22 protein-coding genes are annotated in these 22,139 nt (G+C 62.2%); 3 read left to right on the top strand and 19 right to left on the bottom strand.

Features of this window, described 5'->3' with window-relative positions; genetic code table 11:
- Positions 1-82 precede the first annotated feature (82 nt).
- The gene (locus tag C4N04_RS06025; RefSeq protein ID WP_077993821.1) at positions 83-442 is read left to right on the top strand and encodes an antibiotic biosynthesis monooxygenase family protein; all 360 of its coding nucleotides are present in this window, start codon (positions 83-85) and stop codon (positions 440-442) included.
- A 431-nt stretch (positions 443-873) separates the two neighbouring features.
- Here the strand turns inward: C4N04_RS06025 and lipA are convergent, their stop codons facing one another.
- The 13 genes from lipA to C4N04_RS05960 form a co-directional block, all read right to left on the bottom strand.
- The gene (gene lipA, locus C4N04_RS06020; RefSeq protein WP_106795582.1) at positions 874-1,845 is read right to left on the bottom strand and encodes a lipoyl synthase; all 972 of its coding nucleotides are present in this window, start codon (positions 1,843-1,845) and stop codon (positions 874-876) included.
- 47 nt (positions 1,846-1,892) lie between these two features.
- The gene (locus tag C4N04_RS06015; protein ID WP_009984605.1) at positions 1,893-2,141 is read right to left on the bottom strand and encodes a GlsB/YeaQ/YmgE family stress response membrane protein; all 249 of its coding nucleotides are present in this window, start codon (positions 2,139-2,141) and stop codon (positions 1,893-1,895) included.
- Between the two features lie 14 nt (positions 2,142-2,155).
- Positions 2,156-2,410, bottom strand: a complete 255-nt coding sequence (locus C4N04_RS06010) for a GlsB/YeaQ/YmgE family stress response membrane protein (RefSeq protein ID WP_011425215.1) — start codon at positions 2,408-2,410, stop codon at positions 2,156-2,158.
- A gap of 93 nt (positions 2,411-2,503) precedes the next feature.
- Positions 2,504-3,949 (bottom strand): dihydrolipoyl dehydrogenase, encoded by a 1,446-nt coding sequence (gene lpdA / locus C4N04_RS06005; protein WP_077993826.1) that lies wholly within the window; start codon positions 3,947-3,949, stop codon positions 2,504-2,506.
- 18 nt (positions 3,950-3,967) lie between these two features.
- Positions 3,968-4,549 carry a GNAT family N-acetyltransferase gene (locus C4N04_RS06000; RefSeq protein ID WP_077993829.1) on the bottom strand — a complete coding sequence of 194 codons (582 nt, stop codon included), beginning with the start codon at positions 4,547-4,549 and terminating at the stop codon, positions 3,968-3,970.
- Between the two features lie 2 nt (positions 4,550-4,551).
- On the bottom strand, positions 4,552-5,193 hold the full coding sequence (locus tag C4N04_RS05995; protein ID WP_039619569.1) for an SGNH/GDSL hydrolase family protein: 642 nt from the start codon (positions 5,191-5,193) through the stop codon (positions 4,552-4,554).
- 19 nt (positions 5,194-5,212) lie between these two features.
- On the bottom strand, positions 5,213-6,553 hold the full coding sequence (locus C4N04_RS05990; protein ID WP_077993831.1) for a pyruvate dehydrogenase complex dihydrolipoamide acetyltransferase: 1,341 nt from the start codon (positions 6,551-6,553) through the stop codon (positions 5,213-5,215).
- Positions 6,554-6,568: 15 nt separating this feature from the next.
- Positions 6,569-7,966 (bottom strand): pyruvate dehydrogenase complex E1 component subunit beta, encoded by a 1,398-nt coding sequence (locus C4N04_RS05985; RefSeq protein ID WP_077993834.1) that lies wholly within the window; start codon positions 7,964-7,966, stop codon positions 6,569-6,571.
- Positions 7,967-7,982: 16 nt separating this feature from the next.
- Complete coding sequence (gene pdhA, locus C4N04_RS05980; RefSeq protein WP_038688700.1) at positions 7,983-9,029, bottom strand: pyruvate dehydrogenase (acetyl-transferring) E1 component subunit alpha; 1,047 nt, start codon at positions 9,027-9,029, stop codon at positions 7,983-7,985.
- A 145-nt stretch (positions 9,030-9,174) separates the two neighbouring features.
- Positions 9,175-9,495 carry a septum formation initiator family protein gene (locus tag C4N04_RS05975; RefSeq protein WP_009993749.1) on the bottom strand — a complete coding sequence of 107 codons (321 nt, stop codon included), beginning with the start codon at positions 9,493-9,495 and terminating at the stop codon, positions 9,175-9,177.
- Positions 9,496-9,631: 136 nt separating this feature from the next.
- Complete coding sequence (gene eno / locus C4N04_RS05970) at positions 9,632-10,906, bottom strand: phosphopyruvate hydratase (RefSeq protein ID WP_038688698.1); 1,275 nt, start codon at positions 10,904-10,906, stop codon at positions 9,632-9,634.
- A 141-nt stretch (positions 10,907-11,047) separates the two neighbouring features.
- Positions 11,048-11,893 (bottom strand): 3-deoxy-8-phosphooctulonate synthase, encoded by an 846-nt coding sequence (gene kdsA / locus C4N04_RS05965; RefSeq protein ID WP_106795581.1) that lies wholly within the window; start codon positions 11,891-11,893, stop codon positions 11,048-11,050.
- Positions 11,890-12,786, bottom strand: a complete 897-nt coding sequence (locus tag C4N04_RS05960) for a VOC family protein (RefSeq protein ID WP_106795580.1) — start codon at positions 12,784-12,786, stop codon at positions 11,890-11,892. The genes kdsA and C4N04_RS05960 overlap by 4 nt, the downstream gene beginning before the upstream one ends.
- Before the next feature lie 196 nt (positions 12,787-12,982).
- Between C4N04_RS05960 and lexA the strand changes: the two genes are divergently transcribed.
- Complete coding sequence (gene lexA, locus C4N04_RS05955; RefSeq protein ID WP_009995727.1) at positions 12,983-13,702, top strand: transcriptional repressor LexA; 720 nt, start codon at positions 12,983-12,985, stop codon at positions 13,700-13,702.
- On the opposite strand, the gene C4N04_RS05950 is transcribed toward lexA, so the two are convergent.
- Positions 13,683-16,115 carry a ComEC/Rec2 family competence protein gene (locus tag C4N04_RS05950; protein WP_106795579.1) on the bottom strand — a complete coding sequence of 811 codons (2,433 nt, stop codon included), beginning with the start codon at positions 16,113-16,115 and terminating at the stop codon, positions 13,683-13,685. The genes lexA and C4N04_RS05950 overlap by 20 nt on opposite strands.
- A gap of 290 nt (positions 16,116-16,405) precedes the next feature.
- On the opposite strand from C4N04_RS05950, the gene gltA reads away from it, so the two are divergent.
- On the top strand, positions 16,406-17,695 hold the full coding sequence (gene gltA, locus C4N04_RS05945) for a citrate synthase (protein WP_038688692.1): 1,290 nt from the start codon (positions 16,406-16,408) through the stop codon (positions 17,693-17,695).
- A 35-nt stretch (positions 17,696-17,730) separates the two neighbouring features.
- Here gltA and lpxB read toward each other — a convergent pair whose 3' ends face one another.
- From lpxB to lpxD, 5 genes are read right to left on the bottom strand one after another with little or no spacing between them, the layout of a single operon-like run.
- Positions 17,731-18,900: a lipid-A-disaccharide synthase gene (gene lpxB, locus C4N04_RS05940; protein ID WP_009986721.1), complete on the bottom strand. Its 1,170-nt coding sequence runs from the start codon at positions 18,898-18,900 to the stop codon at positions 17,731-17,733.
- Complete coding sequence (locus tag C4N04_RS05935; RefSeq protein ID WP_077993838.1) at positions 18,897-19,778, bottom strand: LpxI family protein; 882 nt, start codon at positions 19,776-19,778, stop codon at positions 18,897-18,899. The genes lpxB and C4N04_RS05935 overlap by 4 nt, the downstream gene beginning before the upstream one ends.
- A gap of 2 nt (positions 19,779-19,780) precedes the next feature.
- The gene (gene lpxA / locus C4N04_RS05930; protein ID WP_038688686.1) at positions 19,781-20,599 is read right to left on the bottom strand and encodes an acyl-ACP--UDP-N-acetylglucosamine O-acyltransferase; all 819 of its coding nucleotides are present in this window, start codon (positions 20,597-20,599) and stop codon (positions 19,781-19,783) included.
- Positions 20,596-21,063, bottom strand: a complete 468-nt coding sequence (gene fabZ / locus C4N04_RS05925; RefSeq protein WP_077993839.1) for a 3-hydroxyacyl-ACP dehydratase FabZ — start codon at positions 21,061-21,063, stop codon at positions 20,596-20,598. The genes lpxA and fabZ overlap by 4 nt, the downstream gene beginning before the upstream one ends.
- Positions 21,056-22,123 carry a UDP-3-O-(3-hydroxymyristoyl)glucosamine N-acyltransferase gene (gene lpxD / locus C4N04_RS05920; protein ID WP_038688682.1) on the bottom strand — a complete coding sequence of 356 codons (1,068 nt, stop codon included), beginning with the start codon at positions 22,121-22,123 and terminating at the stop codon, positions 21,056-21,058. The genes fabZ and lpxD overlap by 8 nt, the downstream gene beginning before the upstream one ends.
- Positions 22,124-22,139: the final 16 nt, after the last annotated feature.

The following is a 22,139-nucleotide window of genomic DNA, read 5'->3' as shown; positions in this document are numbered from 1 at the left end:
ATCATCATGTCAAGTTATTATGTATGCACCACACCAAATTGACATCATTACACCAATACGAAAGGGATCTGAAGTCATGCACATGCAACCACTTGATGAGAATTTTCCGATCCACCGCCAGCTCGATGTCGATGCAGCCCCGGTCGTGCTGATCAACCTCTTCACGCTCGATCCCGCTGATGAGCCGCGTTTTCTCGAAGTCTGGAGCCGTGATGCCGAGTTTATGAAGCGGCAGCCCGGCTTCATCTCGACGCAGCTTCATCGAGCACTCGGCGAGAGCATGACCTACCTGAATTATGCGATGTGGGAATCGAACGAGGCATTCCGAGCCGCCTTCACTCATCCCGACTTTCGCGCCCAGGTCGCTGCATACCCGGCATCCGCCGTCGCTCGGCCGCACCTGTTTCAGAAGGTCGCCGTAGCCGGCATCTGCACAGCTTGAGCATCATTAGAAGGAGGATCTGCTGCGCATTAATCGGTAGCAGATGCTCCGGACAAGCCCACAGCCGTCCGGTTAAAAAATTTGGACTGGACGGAAGACACTGATTGTCTTTGATTCTGGCGTTTTTCGCTGTTCGGGACACGAACGGCAGCTCACTACCTAGGCGACATCCCCCGGCCTGGGAGATCGGCGAAGGCTGCCCCTCATCCGCCTGCCGCCACCGACCGGGGTCGAGCCGCGGGTCGCGACCTCTCCGCCTCTCTCCAGTCACTCGCAGGGCTCTCCCCGTCAGAACGGGGAGAGGGTTAGGGTGAGGGGCAATCGTGAGTGTGAACCGAACAACCGTCGGACAAGCCCGAGCATGACGCAGGAGAGGTTAGCAAGCATTGTCGTCCGCAGACCGACCAGGGCGAAAGATTGCGCGCCGAACCTTACTCAGCCGCCATCAACAGCTTCTTTTCCCGAGCCGCTCTCAGCCGGGCGAAGTCGTCGCCGGCATGGTGGGAGGAGCGGGTCAGCGGGCTTGAGGCGACCATCAGGAAGCCCTTGCTGTAGGCGACCGTCTCATAGGACTTGAACTCTTCGGGGGTGACGAAGCTTCCGACCTTGTGGTGCTTGCGGGTCGGCTGCAGGTATTGGCCGATCGTCAGGAAATCGACATCGGCAGTGCGCAGGTCGTCCATCAGCTGCAGCACTTCGTTGCGCTCCTCGCCGAGGCCGACCATGATGCCAGACTTGGTGAACATGGTGGGATCGAGTTCCTTCACTCGCTGCAGCAGCCGGATGGAGTGGAAGTAGCGGGCGCCGGGGCGAACCGTCAGATAGTTGCCGGCGACCGTTTCCATATTGTGGTTGAAGACGTCGGGTTTGGCGGCGACAACACGCTCCAGCGCGCCCGGTTTCTTCAGGAAGTCCGGCGTCAGGATTTCGATCGTCGTCATTGGCGAGGCGGCGCGGATCGCCCAGATCACCTTTTCGAAATGTTCGGCGCCGCCGTCCTCGAGGTCGTCGCGGTCGACCGAGGTGATGACGACGTGGGACAGGCCCATCTCCTTGACCGCCTTGGCGACATTTTCCGGTTCGGCCATGTCGAGCGCATTCGGCTTGCCGGTGGCGACATTGCAGAAGGCGCAGGCGCGGGTACAGATCTCGCCCATGATCATGAAGGTGGCGTGCTTCTTGTCCCAGCACTCGCCGATATTCGGGCAGCCGGCCTCCTCGCAGACGGTGACGAGCTTGTGCTCCTTCACGATCGCCCGCGTCTCGGCATAACCTTTGGAGGTCGGCGCCTTGACGCGGATCCAGTCCGGCTTGCGCATGACTTCCGTATCCGGCCGATGCGCCTTTTCGGGATGGCGCACGCGCTTGGCGTCGGGATTGATCGTGTCGAGAATGGTCACCATTGCAGTTTCAGCTTTCCGTCGCCCTTTAAGCGGCATCATCTCTTGATCTAGCGCCGCACCAGCCGCGCAAGGAATATCAGCAGGCAGGCGCCAAGGAAACCCGTCACGAAATAACCGAGCCGGCCGCCGGCGAGCTGGACATGGAATTGGGCGAGGATGGCGGTGGCGACGACCGAGCCGGCGATGCCGAGCACGATGTTCAGGAAAATCCCGTACCGCGCCTCCATCAGCTTGCCGGCGAGCCAGCCTGCAAGCCCGCCGATGATGATTGCCGAGATCCAGCCCACGCCTTCCATACCCGCCCTTACCCCTAAGCGACCGCTCTGGCGACCAGAACCACTATGATGGCACCGACGGTGGCGTGGATGATCTGTACGACCAGCGCGTTCTCAATGCCCAGCGAAATGCCGAGCGCGCTGAACAGATAGCCGCCGACGAAGGCGCCGATGATGCCGCTCAGCAGGCACCTGATCAAGCCGCCGCCACCGACGACGAGACTTGCAAGGAAGCCCGCCACCAGGCCGATCAGCAAAAACACCAGCAACGCCTGCGTCTCCATAGACATGAGGATTTCCTTTCGATTTTTCCACTCCCGGCGTGGCTTTCCACCCCGGGAGCAAATTTCCACCCCGGACAAAGAGGGCGGCCCCGGAAATTATCAAGCGTTCAGCACACGGCCATAGGCATCGAGCACCGCTTCCTTCATCGTCTCGGAAACTGTGGGATGCGGGAAGATCGTGTGCATCAGCTCTTCCTCTGTCGTCTCGAGGTTCATCGCAACGACGAAGCCCTGGATGAGTTCGGTGACTTCGGCGCCGACCATGTGGGCGCCGAGCAGCTCGCCGGTCTTCTTGTCGAAGATCACCTTGACCATGCCCTGGTCTTCGCCGAGCGCGATCGCCTTGCCGTTGGCGGCAAAGGAGAAGCGGCCGACGCGGATGTCGCGGCCGAGCTCCTTGGCCTTGGCTTCGGTGAGGCCGACAGAGGCGACCTGCGGATTGCAATAGGTGCAGCCGGGGACCTTGCCCTTGTCTGTGGGATGAACGTTCGGCAGGCCGGCGATCTTTTCGACGCAGACGACACCTTCATGTTCCGCCTTGTGCGCCAGCATCGGCGGGCCGGCGACGTCGCCGATGGCATAGATGCCGGCGACATTGGTCTTGCCGTAACCGTCGGCGACGACGCAGCCGCGATCGGTCTTGATGCCGAGCGCTTCGAGGCCGAGATTTTCGATGTTGCCCTGAACGCCGACAGCCGAAATCATCCGGTCGGCGGTGATCTGCTGCACCTTGCCGTCCGACGTCTCGACATGGGCAGTGATGCTGCCCGCCCCCTTCTCGACCTTGGTGACCTTGGCGCTGGTGAAGATCTTCAGGCCGCGCTTTTCCAGCTGCTTGCGGGCGATGGCGGTGATTTCGGCATCCTCGACCGGCATGATCGTCGGCATGACTTCGACAACCGTCACATCGACGCCCATCGAGCGGTAGAAGCTGGCGAATTCGATGCCGATCGCGCCCGAGCCCATGACGATCAGCGACTTCGGCAGCGCGTCGGGCTTCAGCGCCTCGAAATAGGTCCAGATCAGCTTGCCGTCCGGCTCGATTCCGGGCAGTGCGCGCGGACGGGCGCCGGTGGCGATGATGATGTGCTTGGCAGTATAGGTGCCCTCGCCCTTGACGTTCTTCGGCAGCGGATGCTGCGGCTCGACGACCGGCTTCGACGACTTGCCGACGACGATCTCGCCTGGTTTGGTGATCTTTGCCTCGCCCCAGATGATGTCGATCTTGTTCTTCTTCATCAGGAAGCCGACGCCGGCATTGAGACGGGCGGAGACGGCGCGCGAGCGGCCGACGACGGCCTTGGCGTCCGGCTTGACGGTACCTTCGAGAACGAGACCGAAATCCTTGAAGTGGTTGGCGTGATCCAGCACCTCGGCCGAACGCAGTAGCGCCTTTGTGGGTATGCAGCCCCAGTTCAGGCAGATGCCACCCATATGCTCGCGCTCGACGATCGCCGTCTTCAGGCCGAGCTGGGCCGCACGGATGGCGGCGACATAGCCGCCGGGACCGGAGCCGATGATGATGACGTCGTAGGATTCAGCCATATGTGTCCTGCCCTTCGTTTACGCTGCGCTGCGGGTCATGAGCACCCAAGCGTGTCTCTTGCTGTTTTCGAAGAGCGGCACGGCATCAGCGCGCGCAGCCTCCGAGAATCCGTTTCTTCCATAAAGCGACAGAGCCGCCTCGTTATCACTTGCGGTAATGAGACTGACAGGCCGGCCATCGGCCCTGTCGATCTGATCCTCCAGCAACGTTCGCCCGATGCCGATGCCACGCAGATGGCGGTAGACGCCGAGACTGCCAATGAACCAGCTTCCCACAACCGTCTTCTGCAAGACGAGCATCGGCTCGGTCGCCGCGCTCGTCGCCTCGATATCGCCTATGCCTTCCCCGAGCGTATGGCCGATTGCCACGCCCGCAACCTCGCCATAAGCCTCGGCGATCACCGCATCCCGCCAGCCGCCGACAGCCTCCTCCTCACTCATTTTCAGCCGCCCCCGCTCCAAAGGCGTGTCGCTTATGCCGTTCGCCACATCGGCGAACCAGAGCCAGGAGGCAAAGCCATGCGAGGCGATATCCGCCAGGATCGCCAGCTCCGAGGCATCCCGCCGCGAGGCCTGCCGCAGGGCGACGAAGGCAGCCATTTTCAGATCCCCAGCATCATCCGCACGATCGATTCCAGGCCGCGTCCGAGCGCACGCGTGTTCTCCGCGTCGAGATGAATGCCGTCGATCGGCGTGGTCTTGGCGACGGAATTGCCGTCGAAAAAGCCGCAGCCAAGTTCGTCGGCAAGGTCACGATAGAGCGTTGCAAGCTTGGCCGATTCTTCGATTCCGCCGGGAAAGGATGCGGCAAAAGGCACATTGCCCGTCGCGCAGATCGCCGGTGGCGCCACGATCAGGATCTCCGGCCCATCGAATTCGAAGGGCCAGGCGTGATTGCGGATCAGCCGCACGAGGCGGCTGATGCCCTGGCAGGCGGCAAAGGCCGAACCCGCCACGACCGGCTTCATGTCGTTGGTGCCGAGCAGGAGGATGACAAGATCGAGCGGCGCATGCGTCTGCAGGATCGTCGGCAGGACGCGCGCCCCGTTGCGGTCGCAATCGGCGAGGTGATCGTCGAAGGCGGTGGTGCGACCGTTCAGGCCTTCGGCAATGATGCGGGCCTCGCTGCCGAGCGCTGCCTGAAGCACGCTCGGCCAGCGATTCTTGTAGTCATGACGGCCGATCGTCTCGGCGTCATAACCCCAGGTCAGCGAGTCGCCATAGCAAAGAACGGTCTTGGTCATTTCCGCCTCCGCTTCGCGATCAGACAAGCATGCCCATCGGGTTTTCGATGTAGCCCTTGAAGGCCTGGAGAAGCTCGGCGCCCAGCGCGCCGTCGACGCAGCGATGGTCGGTCGAAAGCGTGACGCTCATGACCGTGGCGATCGCCATTTCGCCGTTCTTGACGACGACCCGCTGCTCGCCGGCGCCGACCGCCAGGATCGTCGCATGCGGCGGGTTGACGACGGCGGCGAAGTTCTTGACGCCCATCATGCCCATGTTGGAGACGGAGCTGGTGCCGCCCTGATATTCCTCGGGCTTCAGCTTGCGATCCTTGGCCCGCTTGCCGAGGTCGCGCATCTCGTTGGAGATGACAGACAGCGTCTTCTGCTCGGCCTTGCGGATGATCGGGGTGATCAGGCCGCCGGGGATCGAGACGGCGACGCCGACATCGGCGTGCTTGTGCTTGACCATGTTGCTGTCCGTCCACGACACGTTGGCCTCGGGAACGTCGCGCAGCGCCAGCGCCATGGCCTTGATGACCATGTCGTTGACCGAAAGCTTATAGGCCGGAGCGTTGTCCTTGCGGGGCGCCGCATCGTTCAGCTGGGCACGCAGCGCCATCAGAGCGTCGAGCTCACAATCGACGCTGACATAGAAATGCGGGATCGTCTGCTTGGATTCAACCAGGCGCCGGGCGATCGTCTTGCGCATGCCATCATGCGGCACGAGCTCGTAGGAGCCCGGCTCGAAGAGCTTGAGCACGGCTTCCTCGGAAGCGCCCTTCGGCGCTGCGGCGGCCGGAGCCGCGGCGGCCTGCGGAGCAGCAGCAGCCGGTGCGGGCGCAGCCTTGGCGCCACCGCCGGCAACGGCGGCTTCGACATCGCTCTTGACGACACGACCGTGCGGGCCCGAGCCTGCGACAGCCGAAAGGTCGATGCCGGCTTCTCTCGCTAGCCTGCGGGCAAGCGGCGAAGAGAAGGTGCGGTTGCCGCCGGCCGAAACTGCCGCGGGTGCGGCAGCGGGCGCAGCAGCCGGAGCGGCCGGGGCCGGTGCAGCCTCGGCCTTCGCAGCCGGGGCGGCCTCAGCTTTTCCCGGAGCGGCGGATCCTGCGCCGCTTGCGGCGGCGGCGACATCCTCGCCATCGGCGGCGAGAACGGCGATCAGCGCGTTGACCTTGACACCCTCGGTGCCGGCGGCAACGACGAGCTTGGCGACCGTGCCTTCATCGACGGCTTCGACTTCCATCGTCGCCTTGTCGGTCTCGATCTCGGCGATCACATCGCCAGACTTGACCTTGTCGCCTTCCTTGACCAGCCACTTGGAAAGATTGCCTTCTTCCATGGTCGGAGAGAGGGCGGGCATCGTGATATTGATCGGCATCGAGATACCCTCCCCTTATTTGTAGCAAACAGCCTTCACCGCATCGACGACTTCGCCGACGTTCGGAAGCGCCAGCTTTTCGAGATTGGCGGCGTAAGGCATCGGCACGTCCTTGCCCGCAATCGTCAGGATCGGCGCATCGAGATAGTCGAAGGCCTGCTGCATGACGCGGGTGGCGATTTCGGTGCCGACGGAGGACTGCGGATAACCTTCCTCGACGGTGACGAGGCGGCCGGTCTTCTTGACCGATTCGATAACCGTCGGCAGGTCCATCGGGCGGATAGTGCGAAGGTCGATCAGTTCGACGTCGATGCCGATCTTTTCGAGTTCGGCAACCGCCTTCGTCGCATAGGTCATGCCGATGCCGAAGGAGACGACGGTAGCGTCCTTGCCCTGACGATGGATGCGGGCCTTGCCGATCGGCAGGACGAAATTATCGAGCTTCGGCACATCGAAGTGCTGGCCGTAGAGAATTTCGTTTTCGAGGAAGATGACCGGGTTCGGATCGCGGATCGCCGCCTTGAGCAGGCCCTTGGCGTCGGATGCCGTGTAGGGCATGACAACCTTCAGGCCGGGGATGGCGCTGTACCAGGCCGCATAATCCTGGCTGTGCTGGGCGCCGACGCGGGCGGCTGCACCATTCGGGCCGCGGAAGACGATCGGAGCGCCCATCTGGCCGCCGGACATATAGAGCGTCTTGGCGGCCGAGTTGATGATGTGGTCGATCGCCTGCATGGCGAAGTTGAAGGTCATGAATTCGACGATCGGGCGAAGGCCGGCCATGGCGGCGCCGACGCCGACACCGGCAAAGCCGTGTTCGGTGATCGGCGTATCGATGACGCGACGGGGGCCGAATTCCTGCAGCAGTCCTTGAGTGACCTTGTAGGCGCCCTGGTATTCGGCGACTTCCTCGCCCATGACGAAGACGTCGTCACTGGCGCGCATTTCTTCGGCCATGGCGTCGCGGAGCGCTTCGCGCACGGTCATCGACACCATTTCGGTGCCGGCCGGGATTTCCGGGTCGTTCGGAACGACGGCCTTGGGCTCTGCGGGAACGGGAGCAGAAGCGGAACCGGTATTTGTCGGCTTTTCTTCCTGAGCAACCTGCGGAGCAGCGACCGGAGCCGGCTGAGCAGCGGCAGGAGCGGTGGAAATCGCGTCAGCCGATTCGCCGTCCTGCAGCAGCACTGCGATCCTGGTGTTGACCTTGACGCCTTCAGTGCCGGCATCGACCAGCAGCTTGCCGATGATGCCTTCGTCGACGGCTTCGACTTCCATCGTCGCCTTGTCGGTTTCGATTTCGGCGATCACGTCACCGGAGGTGACCTTGTCACCTTCCTGCTTCAGCCATTTGGACAGCGTGCCTTCTTCCATCGTCGGAGAGAGGGCGGGCATGAGGATATCGATGGGCATGGGTTCCCTCCCCCGATTAGAGCAGAATGTCGGTGTAGAGCTCGGATGCATCCGGCTCCGGATCGGCCTGGGCGAAGTCGGCGCTGTCGGCGACGATGTCGCGGACATCCTTGTCGATCGCCTTCAGATCGTCTTCGGAGGCCCAGCCCTTTTCGATGAGGCGCGCCTTGACCTGCTCGATCGGATCCTGCTCGGAGCGCATCTTCTGCACTTCTTCCTTGGAGCGATACTTCGCCGGGTCGGACATGGAGTGGCCGCGATAACGGTAGGTCAGCATTTCGAGAATGATCGGGCCCTTGCCGGAGCGGCAATGTTCGAGCGCCTCGTCGGCCGCCGCCTTGACGGCGCGCACGTCCATGCCGTCGACCTGGATGCCGGGGATGCCGAAGCCGGAGCCGCGCAGCGAATAGTTCGACTGCGCGGTGGCGCGGGCCGTCGACGTGCCCATGGCGTAGCGGTTGTTCTCGACGATATAGACGATCGGCAGCTTCCAGAGAGCGGCCATGTTGAAGCTCTCGTAGACCTGGCCCTGGTTGGCGGCGCCGTCGCCGAAATAGGCGATCGCGACATTGCCGTTGTTACGGTAGCGATTGGCAAAGGCGAGACCGGTTCCGAGCGAAACCTGGGCGCCGACGATGCCGTGACCGCCGTAGAAATGCTTCTCTTTCGAGAACATATGCATCGAGCCGCCCTTCCCGTGGGAATAGCCGCTGCGGCGCCCGGTCAGCTCGGCCATGACGCCGCGCGCTTCCATGCCGGTTGCCAGCATATGGCCGTGGTCGCGATAGGCGGTGATGACCTGGTCGCCTTCCTTCTGCGCCATCTGCATGCCGACGACGACAGCTTCCTGACCGATGTAGAGATGGCAAAAGCCGCCGATGAAGCCCATGCCGTAAAGCTGACCGGCCTTCTCCTCGAAGCGGCGGATCAATAGCATCTCGCGATAGGCCTTGAGTTCCTCATCCCGATCGAAGTCGGCTACCGGGCCTCCATTCGATGCTTTGGCTGCTGGTTTTGCTGCAGTTTTGCGGCTGGAAACGGTCGCGGTCTTTCGCGGCGCCATTCAACCCTCCCTATGGGTTTGTCGTTTCTCGATGGCGCGTACCATAGGGAAGAAATATGACCACAGCAATGCCATAATTGCATGGCTCGTATTCGTCACCAAGCTGTTGGAAATACAGCAGAAATTGAAATTAACCGAATTCAGGTTAATTGGAATAATGGTTGAATATGACGATCTCGTCCGCGCGCGACATATTCAGCTGATAGCGCGCCTTTTCGTCCAGCATATCCTTGTCGAGCGAACCGTCACTGAGGAGCGCGACCTGACTTTCCAGATGTTCGCGCTTCGCCTTCAATACCGCAAGCTCTTTTTCGCGCTCGACGCGCTGACGCTCGAACGTCTCCGTCGCCCGCAACCCGTAATCGCCATGGATGCAATGATAACCGAAATAGGAAAGGAAGGCGACCGTCATGGCCGGAATGACGAAGCGACCGAGCTTTCTCTTCTTATGATGCTTTGTCCACATACACGTATGCTCTTGAACGCATTACCAATTCGTTCAGCATAATGCGCAGAGATTAACCGTTCGTTGACCGTAAAAATCAGGCAATAAAAAAACCGCGCCAGGTGGGCGCGGGTGAAGCCATTGAAATCAGATTTGCTCAGCCGCGGATGATCGAGCGGCCGGCATACTGGGCCTGCGGCCCAAGGCCTTCCTCGATGCGGATCAGCTGGTTGTACTTGGCGAGGCGGTCGGAACGCGACAGCGAACCGGTCTTGATCTGGCCGCAGTTGGTGGCAACCGCGAGATCGGCGATGGTCGAATCCTCGGTCTCGCCGGAGCGGTGCGACATGACGGCGGTGTAGGCCGCCTTGTGCGCCGTATTGACCGCATCGAGCGTTTCCGTCAGCGAACCGATCTGGTTGACCTTGACGAGGATCGAGTTGGCGACACCCATGCGGATGCCGTCGCGCAGACGGGCGGAGTTGGTGACGAAGAGATCGTCTCCGACGAGCTGCGTCTTCTTGCCGGTGAGGTCGGTCAGCGCCTTCCAGCCGTCCCAATCGTCTTCAGCCATGCCGTCCTCGATCGAGATGATCGGGTACTTGGCGGCGAGTTCGGCCAGATATTCGGCCATGGCGCCCGATTCGAGCGTGCGGCCTTCGCCTTCGAGCACGTATTTGCCGTCCTTGAAGAATTCCGTCGAGGCGCAGTCGAGGCCGAGGTAAATGTCCTCACCCGGCTTGTAGCCGGCTTTTTCAACCGACTTGACGATGAAGTCGAGGGCTTCCGAAGCGCTCTTCAGGCCCGGTGCGAAACCGCCTTCGTCGCCGACATTGGTGTTGTGGCCCTGGGCTGCAAGCTCCTTCCGGAGCGTATGGAAGACTTCCGAACCCATGCGCACGGCTTCGGCGATCGAATCGGCGCCGACCGGCAGGATCATGAATTCCTGGAAGTCGATCGGATTGTCGGCATGAGCGCCGCCGTTGATGATATTCATCATCGGCACCGGCAGCAGGCTCGCCGAAGCGCCGCCGACATAACGGTAGAGCGGCAGGCCGGAGGCCTGGGCGGCAGCCTTGGCGACGGCGAGCGACACACCGAGGATGGCGTTGGCGCCGAGACGCGACTTGTTCGGCGTGCCGTCCAGTTCGATCATGATGTTGTCGATCTGGATCTGGTTTTCGGCGTCGATGCCGCCGATGGCGTCGAAGATCTCTGTGTTGGCGGCCTCGACGGCCTTCTCTACGCCCTTGCCGAGGTAGCGCTTGCCGCCGTCGCGCAGCTCGACCGCCTCATGGGCGCCCGTCGAGGCGCCCGAGGGAACAGCCGCGCGGCCCATGCTGCCGTCTTCGAGATAGACGTCGACTTCGACGGTGGGGTTGCCACGGCTATCGAGGATCTCGCGGGCGATGATATCGGTGATTGCAGTCATGGGTTCTTCCTGCTCGGTGGGTGATCAATCGTTCGAAGCCTGTCATAATCGAAGGCGTGCAAATTACAATGCCGCAATTTCCAGCCTTCGTACCGGCGTTCTGAAGTGGCCTAAACCACGGTCGTGTCAACCTGTTGAACGTCAAGCCTTGGCAACCGCATCGAACGCAAGCAATTTCTCAAGCAGTCGCGGCATGTCCTTGAGATAGACCATGTTCGGGCCGTCGGACGGAGCGTTGTCAGGGTCCTGGTGGGTTTCGAGAAAGACACCGGCAATACCCGTCGCCACGGCTGCGCGCGCCAGCGTTTCGACGAATTCGCGCTGGCCGCCGGAGGACTCGCCCTGCCCGCCGGGCTGGGCGACGGAATGGGTCGCATCGAAAATGACGGGCGCGCCCATCGCCGCCATGATCGGCAGCGAGCGCATGTCGGAAACCAGCGTGTTGTAGCCGAAGGAGGCGCCGCGCTCGCACAGCAGCACGTTCGGATTGCCGCTGGCATTGAGCTTCTTCAGGACATTCTTCATGTCCCAGGGGGCGAGGAACTGGCCCTTCTTGACGTTGACGACGCGGCCCGTCTTGGCGGCAGCGATCAGAAGATCCGTCTGGCGGCATAGGAAGGCGGGGATCTGCAGAACGTCGATCACCTCCGCCACCTCGGCGCATTGCTCGGCGGTGTGGACGTCGGTCAGGACGGGAAAGCCGAATTCCCGCTTCAGGTCGGCGAAGACCTGCATGCCCTTTTCAAGCCCGATGCCGCGCTCGGCCGAGAGTGAGGTGCGGTTCGCCTTATCGAAGGAACTCTTATAGACGAGGCCGATGCCGAGCTTTGCGCAGAGATCTTTCAGCGTGCCGGCGACCATGAAAGCGTGATCACGGCTCTCCATCTGGCAGGGGCCGGCAATCAGCGACAGGCGGCCGGTATTGGAAAAGGTGACCTGGCCTTCGCCTTCGCCGATCTTGACCTCGGAATTTGTATCAGTGCTCATCGTGGTTCCTCGAAGGCAAAAAGCGCGCCCTGCCCGGGCGTGGGCTTCACCAGAATGCGATTGTTCTTGCGTGTGTATGTCACTCCGTTAGCAGCCAAATGCGCTTCTGTCACGGCAAGATCGGTAACGGTGAAGAGGATTGCCCGGCCGCGCAGACCACGATCGGCGGAGGAGACGACAGGCTCGAAATAGGCCTCCAGCCCTTCCGGCGTCATCAGGCTGATCTTGGCATTCGATGCCGCGATATTCATGCCGAAACCGGTTTTTTCCACCGCCGTTTGCCCGACGGCAAGACCAACGAAGGCGGCAAACGCAGCCGGCTCCGGCGCACAAAGCGCGATCTCGGCAAGGCCCGTCACGCCGTTGGCATGCGCCTCCAGCGCCGCGCGGTCGGCCGGGAACGAATTGATGCGCTGACAGGTGAAGAGAAAGAAGTCGGGCGCGCGCAGATCGCTTGAAAAGGCCAGTTTGAAGCTGCCGACGCTTTCCGAACCGTCCGGCATTCGCATCGGCCGGCTGAACTGCAACATCTCGCCGGCGCTCGCGCCGTTGCCGACGAATCGCCGATGATCGAGGCCGGCATCCTCGGTGAGGAAGGCCAGCGCCGAAAGGCCCTCCTCGCCGCAGCGGAAGCGGAAGGCACGATTGCGGGCGACGAAGACATTCCCCTGACGGGCCGCCGCCTCGCTCTCCTCGACGCTCGCCACGCCGAGCGGCTCGATATAGGTCTTGTCGGCGAAAAAGACGCAGGCATTTTCCGTTCCGAACGGATGGCGCGCATCGGCGGCGACGGTAAAGCCGAGCTTGCCGAGCCTTTCGCGCGCCAGATCGATATTGACGACGGGCAGCACGACATGATCCAGCGGGTGCGGCTTGGCGGAATGTGCGATCATAGGATCCCTCCTGACACGTCAAAGAGATGTGCGACAGCCCCATTCCCAATGCAAGACATGTGCGCCAATCCGGCGAATGAAAATAAAAATCTCGACGAGTTGGCGCGAAGTTTTACGGAAATTTAGCTACTTGCGGAACACATATGGAACATATAGTGTCCGTTCTGGATTTGTTTCAATCAGGGGTCTGACGTCGATGCTCACGCGCAAACAACAGGAGCTTCTCCTTTTCATTCATGAGCGCATGAAGGAATCCGGCGTTCCTCCCTCTTTCGACGAGATGAAGGATGCCCTGGATCTGGCCTCGAAATCCGGCATTCATCGCCTGATCACGGCGCTGGAGGAACGTGGTTTCATTCGCCGCCTACCGAACCGGGCCCGGGCCTTGGAAGTGATCAAGCTGCCGGAGGCCTATAGCCCCAGTCTTCAGCCGCGCCGCGGTTTTTCACCGAGCGTTATCGAAGGCAGCCTCGGCAAGCCCCAGCCGGTCGCCGCCCCCGCTGCCGCAAAGCCGATCGCCGACAACGGCAGCTCTGTCTCCGTGCCGGTCATGGGCCGGATCGCCGCCGGCGTTCCGATCTCGGCTATCCAGAACAATACGCACGACATCGTCGTTCCTGCGGATATGCTCGGCTCGGGCGAACATTACGCGCTGGAGGTCAAGGGCGATTCGATGATCGACGCCGGGATCTTCGACGGCGACACCGTGATTATCCGCAACGGCAGCACCGCAAGCCCTGGCGATATCGTCGTTGCGCTGGTCGACGACGAGGAAGCGACGCTGAAACGCTTTCGCCGCAAGGGCGCCTCGATCGCCCTCGAAGCCGCCAACCCGGCTTACGAGACCCGCATCTTCGGGCCTGACCGGGTCAAGGTGCAGGGCAAGCTGGTCGGCCTCATTCGCCGTTATCACTGACAGCCAACGGAGCTGATTCGGTAAAAGCGTCTTTGCGCCAATCATAGGCGCGATGGCGCATCCATGGACGCGACAAGGCATCGAATGCGGTTGCGACCTCGAGGCCTGTCTGCGCAAAACGCAATTCGACGGAACCGGTCCTGCGCAGCGTCTCGCCGGTGAAGAGTGTCGCACCCGAGTGGCAGCGGTCGAAACGCAGGCGCACCGCGGTCACGACAATCTCGCTGGCGTCGCAGGCCGGGCCGAGATAGGCGGCATTGTCGATGACGGCGACGACATGGCCATTGCCGAGCCTGGCGATACACCAGGCTTTCTTGACGCAGGAAAAACGATTTGCCTCACCGCCGGCTGCGGCGGCCACCATTGCCGTCCTCGCCTCATTCTGCTGATCGCGGGAAAGCCTGAGGCGGCGGTCCTCACCCTGCGGCGGGATGGCAGGGCCATCCAGCATCTTCGGCGGGTGGTGCGTCGGCAGGACCAGCGCTCTCTGCCACTGGTCGAAGATGAAGTCCGGCGGGTTTTCACGGTTGGAAGCCATTGCCGCCGTCGCGACGAGCGCGACCAGACCACCATCCTCGGAAATCACCAGATCCGGCGGTCGGGAACCCGGCAGGATCAGCACGATAAGCGTCGAGACGGCGAGGATCGATGTGCCGGCATGGCGCAATCGGGTGCGGAGCAGCGTCAGCAGCAGAAAGCCTGCCACGGCGACGGCGAAATACCAGGCGGGCAAACGGCCGAGGTCGATATCGCCGCCCCAGCCGGACACCGTCTTGGCGACCGCAATCACCAGATCGAGGCCGAAGCCGACCACAGTCCAGAGCGGAGCGTCCAGGCCGAACGGCATGAGCAACATCGCCAGCAGCCCGGCCGGCATGACGATGAAGGAGATGATCGGCATCGTCGCAAGGTTCGCCGGCAGGCCATAAGCTGTCAGGCGATGAAAATGCTCGACCGCAAACAGCGCCGTGGAAAAGCCGCCGATCAGCGAGGTCAGGAAGACGCCGCCGAAGAAACCGGCGACCGCCACGACCGGCCGCAGGACCGGCAGCTTCAGCAACGGGTTTTCCCGGACGCGCCGGTCCTTCCACAGCTGATAGCCCGATACCAGTGCCAAAGTCGCGGCAAAGGACATCTGGAAGCTCGGACCCAGGACTTCGGAGGGTGAAATGGCGATGATGATGAGCGCCGAGAGAACGACATTGCGCAGGCTGATCGACGGCCGGTCGAAGAAGACGGCAATCAGCATGATCGCCATCATGATGAAGGCGCGTTCGGCCGAAACCCCGAATCCTGAGATCAGGAAGTAGGCTGTAACGGCGACGAGTGCGCCGGCGGCGGCGATCTTCTTTGTCGGATAGGCTTGAGCGACACCCGGAACGAGGCTGAGCAGCATCCGGAAACCGACGAAGAAGATGCCGGCCGACAACGCCATGTTAAGGCCCGAGATCGCCACGATATGAGCAAGGCCGGACTGACGCAGCGCCTCCGTCGTTTCCTTCGAGATGGCGCGCCGCTCGTCGGTCACGAGAGCAGCGGCAAAAGCGCCCGTGTCGCCGGGCAGAATAGAGCGTATACGATCGCCGATGCCGCTGCGCAGCCGGTAAAGCCGTTCGAGCAGAGCGTCGGATGTCGATCTCGCAGCCTGCGGGCCCGCCTGCACATCGACTTTCTCGGGCGCACCGTAGAAGAAGCCGTTGGCGCCGATGCCATCGAAATAGGCACCGAAGGAAAAGTCGTTGAGGGTGGGAAGCGCCGGCCCCGCCGGCGGCGTCAACCGCGCTCGGCCGGTGATGATGTCACCGAGGTCGAAAGGCGCATCGGCACCGCGGGCGATCACGGTTATGCGCCTCGGCGGCCGCTTCACCTGCGGCGCCTCGGTGCCGGTGACCGCAAGAACATAGCGCCACCGCCCGCGATCGTCGCCTTCGCGCCGCTCGACGCGGCCGGTCACCGTCGTCGTCACGGATGAATCGAGGATGACAGTCGAGGCCCGCCGGCTTTCGAGCTGCGCACAGAGCATGCCGCATGCCACGAGGGCAAGCGCCATAAAGGTTGCCCGCCAGGCCGGCCGGCTGCGGCCGGCGACGAGCACCGCAAGCATCAGCACCGACAGGCAGAGCAACGATGGAATGAGCGGAAAATCCGTTGCAGCAAGAAACCAGTATGCCGCGCCGGCGCCGAGGAAGACCGGCGAGAACAGGAGCAGGCGGCCGTGGTCGGCCTCCTCGCTGAGCAAACGGCCGGCAGCGCGCAGCAATTGTGCGACCGCGGTCGTCAGCCGGTGGCGCAATGGCACCGCAGACTGCGTTTTTGCCGGCCGCGATCCCACGGCAGGAGCCGGAAACGCGACGTGATCGGCAAGGCCGACGCCTGCTTGCGGCCGCAATTCGACTGTCGTCAACTCCTGCATGCGCCGCCCAAAATGACCTTACCCTGGGCCCAGAATGCAACCTCCGAGCTCATCCGGCAAGAATAATCGATTGAAATACGGGCGAAAATTGCGAGCGCGAAAAGAACAGTCGAATCATCGGCTTCCGCTATGCGTGCTGCTCATCGCTGCAGTGCCTAAAAGGTGATGCCGCAATGCACAAAATGGCGTCACGGTAACTTGGCATTAGCCTCGCGATCATATAGCTATCGCAAAGGACGCTTAACCCCTATGGCGCTTTTGTGGCGCCACCGACATTTCGGAGGATCAGCATGACGGATCAAAGCGCAACAATAAAAATCGGTGACAAATCAGTCGACCTCGCCGTCAAAAGCGGCACGATCGGCCCGAGCGTCATCGATATCGGTGCTCTCTACAAGAACACCGCCTCCTTCACGTACGATCCGGGTTTCACCTCGACCGCATCCTGTGAATCCAAAATCACCTATATCGATGGCGACGAAGGCGTTCTGCTGCACCGCGGCTATCCGATCGAGCAGCTCGCCGAACATGGCGACTTCCTCGAGGTCTGCTATCTGCTTCTCTACGGCGAACTGCCGACGGCAGCGCAGAAGAAGGACTTCGACTATCGCGTCACGCATCACACCATGGTGCATGAGCAGATGAGCCGCTTCTTCACCGGCTTCCGGCGCGATGCGCATCCGATGGCCGTCATGTGCGGCTGCGTCGGCGCGCTGTCGGCCTTCTATCATGACTCCACCGACATCACCGATCCGCACCAGCGCATGGTCGCCAGCTTGCGCATGATCGCCAAGATGCCGACGCTTGCGGCCATGGCCTACAAGTACCATATCGGCCAGCCCTTCGTTTACCCGAAGAACGATCTCGACTATGCGTCGAACTTCCTGCGCATGTGCTTTGCCGTTCCGTGCGAGGAATATGTGGTCAATCCGGTGCTTTCGCGCGCCATGGACCGCATCTTCATCCTGCATGCCGACCACGAGCAGAACGCCTCGACCTCGACGGTCCGCCTCGCCGGTTCGTCGGGCGCCAACCCGTTCGCCTGCATCGCCGCCGGCATCGCCTGCCTCTGGGGCCCGGCGCATGGCGGCGCCAATGAAGCAGCGCTCAACATGCTGACGGAGATCGGGACGGTCGACCACATTCCTGAGTATATTGCCCGCGCCAAGGACAAGAACGATCCTTTCCGCCTGATGGGCTTCGGCCACCGCGTCTATAAGAACTACGATCCGCGCGCCAAGATCATGCAGAAGACGACGCATGAAGTGCTCGGCGAACTCGGCATCAAGGACGATCCGTTGCTGGAAGTGGCGATGGAGCTGGAGCGCATCGCGCTCACCGACGAATATTTCATCGAGAAGAAGCTCTATCCGAACATCGACTTCTATTCCGGCATCACGTTGAAGGCGCTGGGCTTCCCCACGACCATGTTCACCGTGCTCTTCGCGCTTGCCCGCACCGTCGGCTGGATCGCGCAGTGGAACGAGATGATCGAGGATCCGGAACAGCGCATCGGCCGTCCGCGCCAGCTCTATGTCGGCGAACCGAAGCGCGACTACATCCCGGTTTCGAAGCGCTGATCGCTTGAGACCAATCGGCTCAAACGAAAACCCGGTCAGAAACGACCGGGTTTTTTCTTTTTCAGCACCTCGAGCAGGATTTCGGCAGCATGTTCGCCGGGCGGCTTTTCGGTCTGCATGCGCTGCCAGATCAGCTCATAGCCTTCCTTCATCGCCTTGAGCTGGAGAGTGTCGGCCGACAGCCTTTCCATCCAGCGTGCGAGACTTGCCCCGCGAACGATATCGTTCAGATATTCCGGCACGACCGCGTAATCGGCGATCAGGTTCGGCAGCGCTCCTGTCCAGGTCTTGATGCCCGATGTCAGCAACCGCATGATCCAGTCGACCTTGTAGGCTGAGACGACGGGAACGTCGGCAAGCGCCAGCTCGAGAATAACGGTTCCGGATGCGGCCATGGCCGCATCGGCCTCGACGAAAGCCTTCCACTTTGCTTCTGCGCCGATAACGATCTCCGGCGTTACCGCCCATTTCGCAGTCAATTCGCGCACAAGCCCTTCCTTGTGTCTCATCGTCGGCAGGATAAAACGCATCGGCCCATTGCGGGAGACAAGTTCGCTCACCGCCGCCTCGAAATGCGGCAGGAGCTTCTGGATTTCCGAGGAGCGTGAGCCGGGCAGAAGCAGGATTGTGCCGCTGCCGGGCCGTCTTCCGGCGCGCAGGCGTCGGGTCTCCAGGAGCGCAGGGTCAGCGGTCAGGCGATGCCCCACATAGGTCGTTGCCGGGCCGTTGAGGCGCTGCATCGTCGCCGGTTCGAAAGGCAGAACGGCGAGCACGTGATCGACATAGGCAAGCATGCGGTTGGCGCGATATTCCTTCCAGGCCCAGACGCTCGGACAGACATAATTGACGACAGGCAAATCCGGCAGCGCCGTGCGGACACGTTTTGCCACGCGATGAGTGAAATCCGGGCTGTCGATGATGAGCAGAATGTCAGGCTTCGCGGCGATGATCTCGGCCGTTGTCCGGCGGATCAGGCCAAACAGCTTCGGCAGCCGGCTCAGCACCTGGGTGATGCCCATGATCGACAGTTCGGAAAAATCGAACAGGGATCGCAGGCCCTCCGCCTGCAGCCCCTCCCCGCCGACGCCGACAAGTTCCACCGGTCCGTCATGGATGCGCTTCAGCGCAGCGATGAGGTCGGCGCCGAGGAGATCGCCTGACACCTCACCGGCAATGACGGCAATCTTCAGCGGCGCGCCGTTCATTCCAGCCCCCATTCCGGCAGGCCGCGATCAATGCCGCAGACGAAAAGCTCTGTCTCGTCGGCGGCGCGGATGACGGCAGCACGATCGAGCACCAGCGAGCGGCCGGCTTCGACGGCGATACCGGCAAGGCCGGCTTTACCGGCGTTCAGCACCGTGGAAACGCCGATCGCCGGCAGGTCGGCACGAATATCCTGCTGCGGCTTGCAGAGCTTGACGAGCACGCCGCGGCGGCGCGTCGAAATGCGCCCGGCGGCTCTGAGCCCGGCGACACGGTCAAGCATCTCGTCGGTGCCCTCAAGACCCTCCAGTGCGACAACCCGCCCGCCGATGCTGACGGCGCCCTGCCCGACATCCAGCCGGCCGAGCGTCTCGGCGGCTTCGGCAGCACGGCTGATATCGCGCCGATCTTCGTCACCGGGTGTGACGGCGCCAAGCGGACCGACGGAAGCCAGCAGGTCGGGGGCGATCTCATGGGCGCCGACGACGCGCCGGCCATTTCCCTCGATCAGCCGGATCACCATCTGCAGGACCGTATCGTCGCCGCCGGAGAGCAGGGTGCGGATCGCAGCCGGCACCCTCATCAGAATACGCAGCGTCGGGCGCACCTCACGCCATTCCGGCCGGCGGCGCACGCTGCCCGACATCACCACGCGGCCGATGCCATAACGGTTGAGAAGACTATCGAGAGCGGCGAAATCGCCGATGCCGATAATGGCGTGGTCGTAGCCTTCCCAACGCCGGTCGCTTTCGTCCTTCAGGGCGACGATAACAGGATTTTCGCCAGCGGCGCGTGCGGCTTCCGCGACATAGGAAGGCAGAAGGCCGCCGCCGGCGATGATCGCTAGCCGGCCCGCCGCGGTGTCGCTTGATAAAGCCACGGCTAGCCCTTCTGACCTCGGGTCGGCGAGGACAGGGCGCGGTCGCTATCGGCGGCGATGAAATCCAGGATCTGCATCACCTCTGCGCAATCGGCATATTCCTCGCGGATGGCCGCGGCGTTCTCACGCACGGAGGCCGTTCCCTCAAAGATCGCCTTGTAGGCGCGGCGGACCCTGTGGATGACAGCGCGGTCGATGCCGGCGCGCGTCATGCCGACGACATTGAGGCCGCCCAGCAGCCCGGGATTGCCGTTCAGCATGCCGTAGGGAATGACGTCGTAACTCACTGCCGACAGCCCGCCGACGAAAGCCTGGCGGCCGACGCGGGTGAACTGATGAACGGCCGACCCGCCGCCGAGAATGACACGATCCTCAATGACGACGTGGCCGGCGAGCATGACGTTGTTCGACATGATCACGTGGTTGCCGACGCGGCAATCATGTGCCACATGCGAATTGGCCAGGAACAGATTGTTGTCGCCGACGATCGTCTGGCCGCCGAAATCTGCGGTACCGGTATTCATCGTCACGCCTTCACGGATCGTGCAGTTGGCGCCGACCGAAAGCGTCGTCTCTTCGCCGGCGTGATGCACGCTCTGCGGATCGCCGCCGACGACCGCCATCGGGAAGATGCGCGTGCCCTTGCCGATCACGGTCCGGCCGGTGACGATCGCATGCGCCAGGAGCTCGACATTTTCATGCAGGACGACGTGCGGCCCGACATGGCAGAAGGGACCGATCTTCACGCCCTCACCAATGGTGGCCCCGTCTTCGACGACGGCCATCGGGTGAATGCGGGCGCTTTCGGCAATCGTACTCATGCCTGATCCTTACGAACGATCATCGCGCCGATATCGGCCTCGGCGACCAGCGCGCCGTCCACTTTGGCGTCGCAATGAAATTTCCAGATATTACCACGCTGCTTGTGCTTCTTAACGTGGAATTCGACGCGATCGCCGGGCACAACCGGCTTGCGGAAGCGCGCATTCTCAATGGTCATGAAGTAGACAAGGTTGCCGGGCTGGCCTTCCTTCTTGGCACAGATCGCCCCCGCCGTCTGCGCCATGCCCTCGATCAGCAGCACGCCCGGCATGATCGGCGACTCCGGAAAATGGCCGGTGAAATGCGGCTCGTTCACCGTGACGTTCTTGATGCCGACCGCTGAGTTGTCGCCATCGATCTCAATGATCTTGTCGACCATCAGAAACGGATAGCGATGCGGCAACAGCTTCATGATCTCGATGATGTCAGCCGAAGAAAGCGTCGTCGTGGCTTCCTCAGTCATTTTCCTTGCCTCCAGGGTTCCGCCCGCGCAACTTGGACTTCGCCACTTGTTGCGCCGCCTCTCTCAGATAGTCTTTCAGCGGACGAGCCGGCACGCCGCCATATTGCCCGCCGGCGGCAAGATCGGTCATGATACCGCTTTTGGCGGCGATCTGCACGCCGTCGCCGATCGTCACATGGCCCTTGATGCCGGCCTGGCCGCCGATCTGCACGCCGTTGCCGATCTTGGTGCTGCCGGCGATGCCGACCTGCGCGACAATGGCGCAATGGCGGCCCATCTGGACGTTGTGGCCGATCTGGACCTGGTTATCGATCTTGGTCCCCTCGCCGATTACCGTATCGTCCATGGCGCCGCGGTCGATCGTGGTATTGGCGCCGATCTCGACATTATCCTGGATGATCACCCGGCCGATCTGGACGATCTTGATCATGCCGCGCGGACCGGGCGCATACCCGAAACCGTCCTGGCCGATGCGAACGCCGTTGTGGATGATGACGCCGTTGCCGATCAGCGCACAGAGAATGCTGGCGCCGGCTGCAATCGAACAATCCCGGCCGATCTTGACGCCCGGACCGATGATGCTGTGCGCGCCGATGCGGGTGCCTTCGCCGATTTCGGCATGGGCGCCGATAACCGCCAGCGGCTCGACGATCACGCCCTTTTCCAGCCTGGCGCTCGGATCGATCACCGCGCTCGGCGCGATCTCGCTTTCACCCGGCGAAATGGCGACCGGACGCAGTGCTGCCGGATAGAACAGGCCGCCTGCCATCGCAAAAGCCGCATGCGGATTGGACGACAGGATGATCGGGATATGCTGAGGTACGAGGTCGGCGAGCGCCTTGTCGCAGATCACCGCCGAAGCCTCGCAGGTCAGCAGCTCATCCCGGCTGCGGCGCGACAGGATGTAACAAACATCGCCCGCCCGCGCCCGGTTGATGGGAGCGACGGATCGGACAATGACATCGGCATGATCGGAATTGGCGAGTTCCGCCCCAAGAAACTCTGCCAGCTCAGCGAGCTTCAGACCTTCATGGGGCAGAAAAAAAACGTTTTGCTCCATCGGCAATGCTCCAGAA

This window comes from Rhizobium sp. H4 (assembly GCF_003013335.1).
GTDB classification, from domain to species: domain Bacteria; phylum Pseudomonadota; class Alphaproteobacteria; order Rhizobiales; family Rhizobiaceae; genus Rhizobium; species Rhizobium sophoriradicis.
This window is presented reverse-complemented; position numbering and strand designations above follow the sequence as displayed.

Bases quoted from the DNA above. Each gene is read 5' to 3' on its own strand.
- kdsA (WP_106795581.1), bottom strand. From the start codon at position 11,893: ATGAGCACTGATACAAATTCCGAGGTCAAGATCGGCGAAGGCGAAGGC.
- eno (WP_038688698.1), bottom strand. From the start codon at position 10,906: ATGACTGCAATCACCGATATCATCGCCCGCGAGATCCTCGATAGCCGT.
- C4N04_RS05995 (WP_039619569.1), bottom strand. From the start codon at position 5,193: ATGACCAAGACCGTTCTTTGCTATGGCGACTCGCTGACCTGGGGTTAT.
- C4N04_RS05990 (WP_077993831.1), bottom strand. From the start codon at position 6,553: ATGCCGATCAATATCACGATGCCCGCCCTCTCTCCGACCATGGAAGAA.
- C4N04_RS05975 (WP_009993749.1), bottom strand. From the start codon at position 9,495: ATGTGGACAAAGCATCATAAGAAGAGAAAGCTCGGTCGCTTCGTCATT.
- pdhA (WP_038688700.1), bottom strand. From the start codon at position 9,029: ATGGCGCCGCGAAAGACCGCGACCGTTTCCAGCCGCAAAACTGCAGCA.
- lexA (WP_009995727.1), top strand. From the start codon at position 12,983: ATGCTCACGCGCAAACAACAGGAGCTTCTCCTTTTCATTCATGAGCGC.
- lpdA (WP_077993826.1), bottom strand. From the start codon at position 3,949: ATGGCTGAATCCTACGACGTCATCATCATCGGCTCCGGTCCCGGCGGC.
- lpxA (WP_038688686.1), bottom strand. From the start codon at position 20,599: ATGAGTACGATTGCCGAAAGCGCCCGCATTCACCCGATGGCCGTCGTC.
- fabZ (WP_077993839.1), bottom strand. From the start codon at position 21,063: ATGACTGAGGAAGCCACGACGACGCTTTCTTCGGCTGACATCATCGAG.
- C4N04_RS05950 (WP_106795579.1), bottom strand. From the start codon at position 16,115: ATGCAGGAGTTGACGACAGTCGAATTGCGGCCGCAAGCAGGCGTCGGC.
- C4N04_RS06000 (WP_077993829.1), bottom strand. From the start codon at position 4,549: ATGGCTGCCTTCGTCGCCCTGCGGCAGGCCTCGCGGCGGGATGCCTCG.
- C4N04_RS05960 (WP_106795580.1), bottom strand. From the start codon at position 12,786: ATGATCGCACATTCCGCCAAGCCGCACCCGCTGGATCATGTCGTGCTG.
- lpxD (WP_038688682.1), bottom strand. From the start codon at position 22,123: ATGGAGCAAAACGTTTTTTTTCTGCCCCATGAAGGTCTGAAGCTCGCT.
- C4N04_RS06025 (WP_077993821.1), top strand. From the start codon at position 83: ATGCAACCACTTGATGAGAATTTTCCGATCCACCGCCAGCTCGATGTC.
- lipA (WP_106795582.1), bottom strand. From the start codon at position 1,845: ATGGTGACCATTCTCGACACGATCAATCCCGACGCCAAGCGCGTGCGC.
- lpxB (WP_009986721.1), bottom strand. From the start codon at position 18,900: ATGAACGGCGCGCCGCTGAAGATTGCCGTCATTGCCGGTGAGGTGTCA.
- C4N04_RS06010 (WP_011425215.1), bottom strand. From the start codon at position 2,410: ATGTCTATGGAGACGCAGGCGTTGCTGGTGTTTTTGCTGATCGGCCTG.
- gltA (WP_038688692.1), top strand. From the start codon at position 16,406: ATGACGGATCAAAGCGCAACAATAAAAATCGGTGACAAATCAGTCGAC.
- C4N04_RS06015 (WP_009984605.1), bottom strand. From the start codon at position 2,141: ATGGAAGGCGTGGGCTGGATCTCGGCAATCATCATCGGCGGGCTTGCA.
- C4N04_RS05985 (WP_077993834.1), bottom strand. From the start codon at position 7,966: ATGCCCATCGATATCCTCATGCCCGCCCTCTCTCCGACGATGGAAGAA.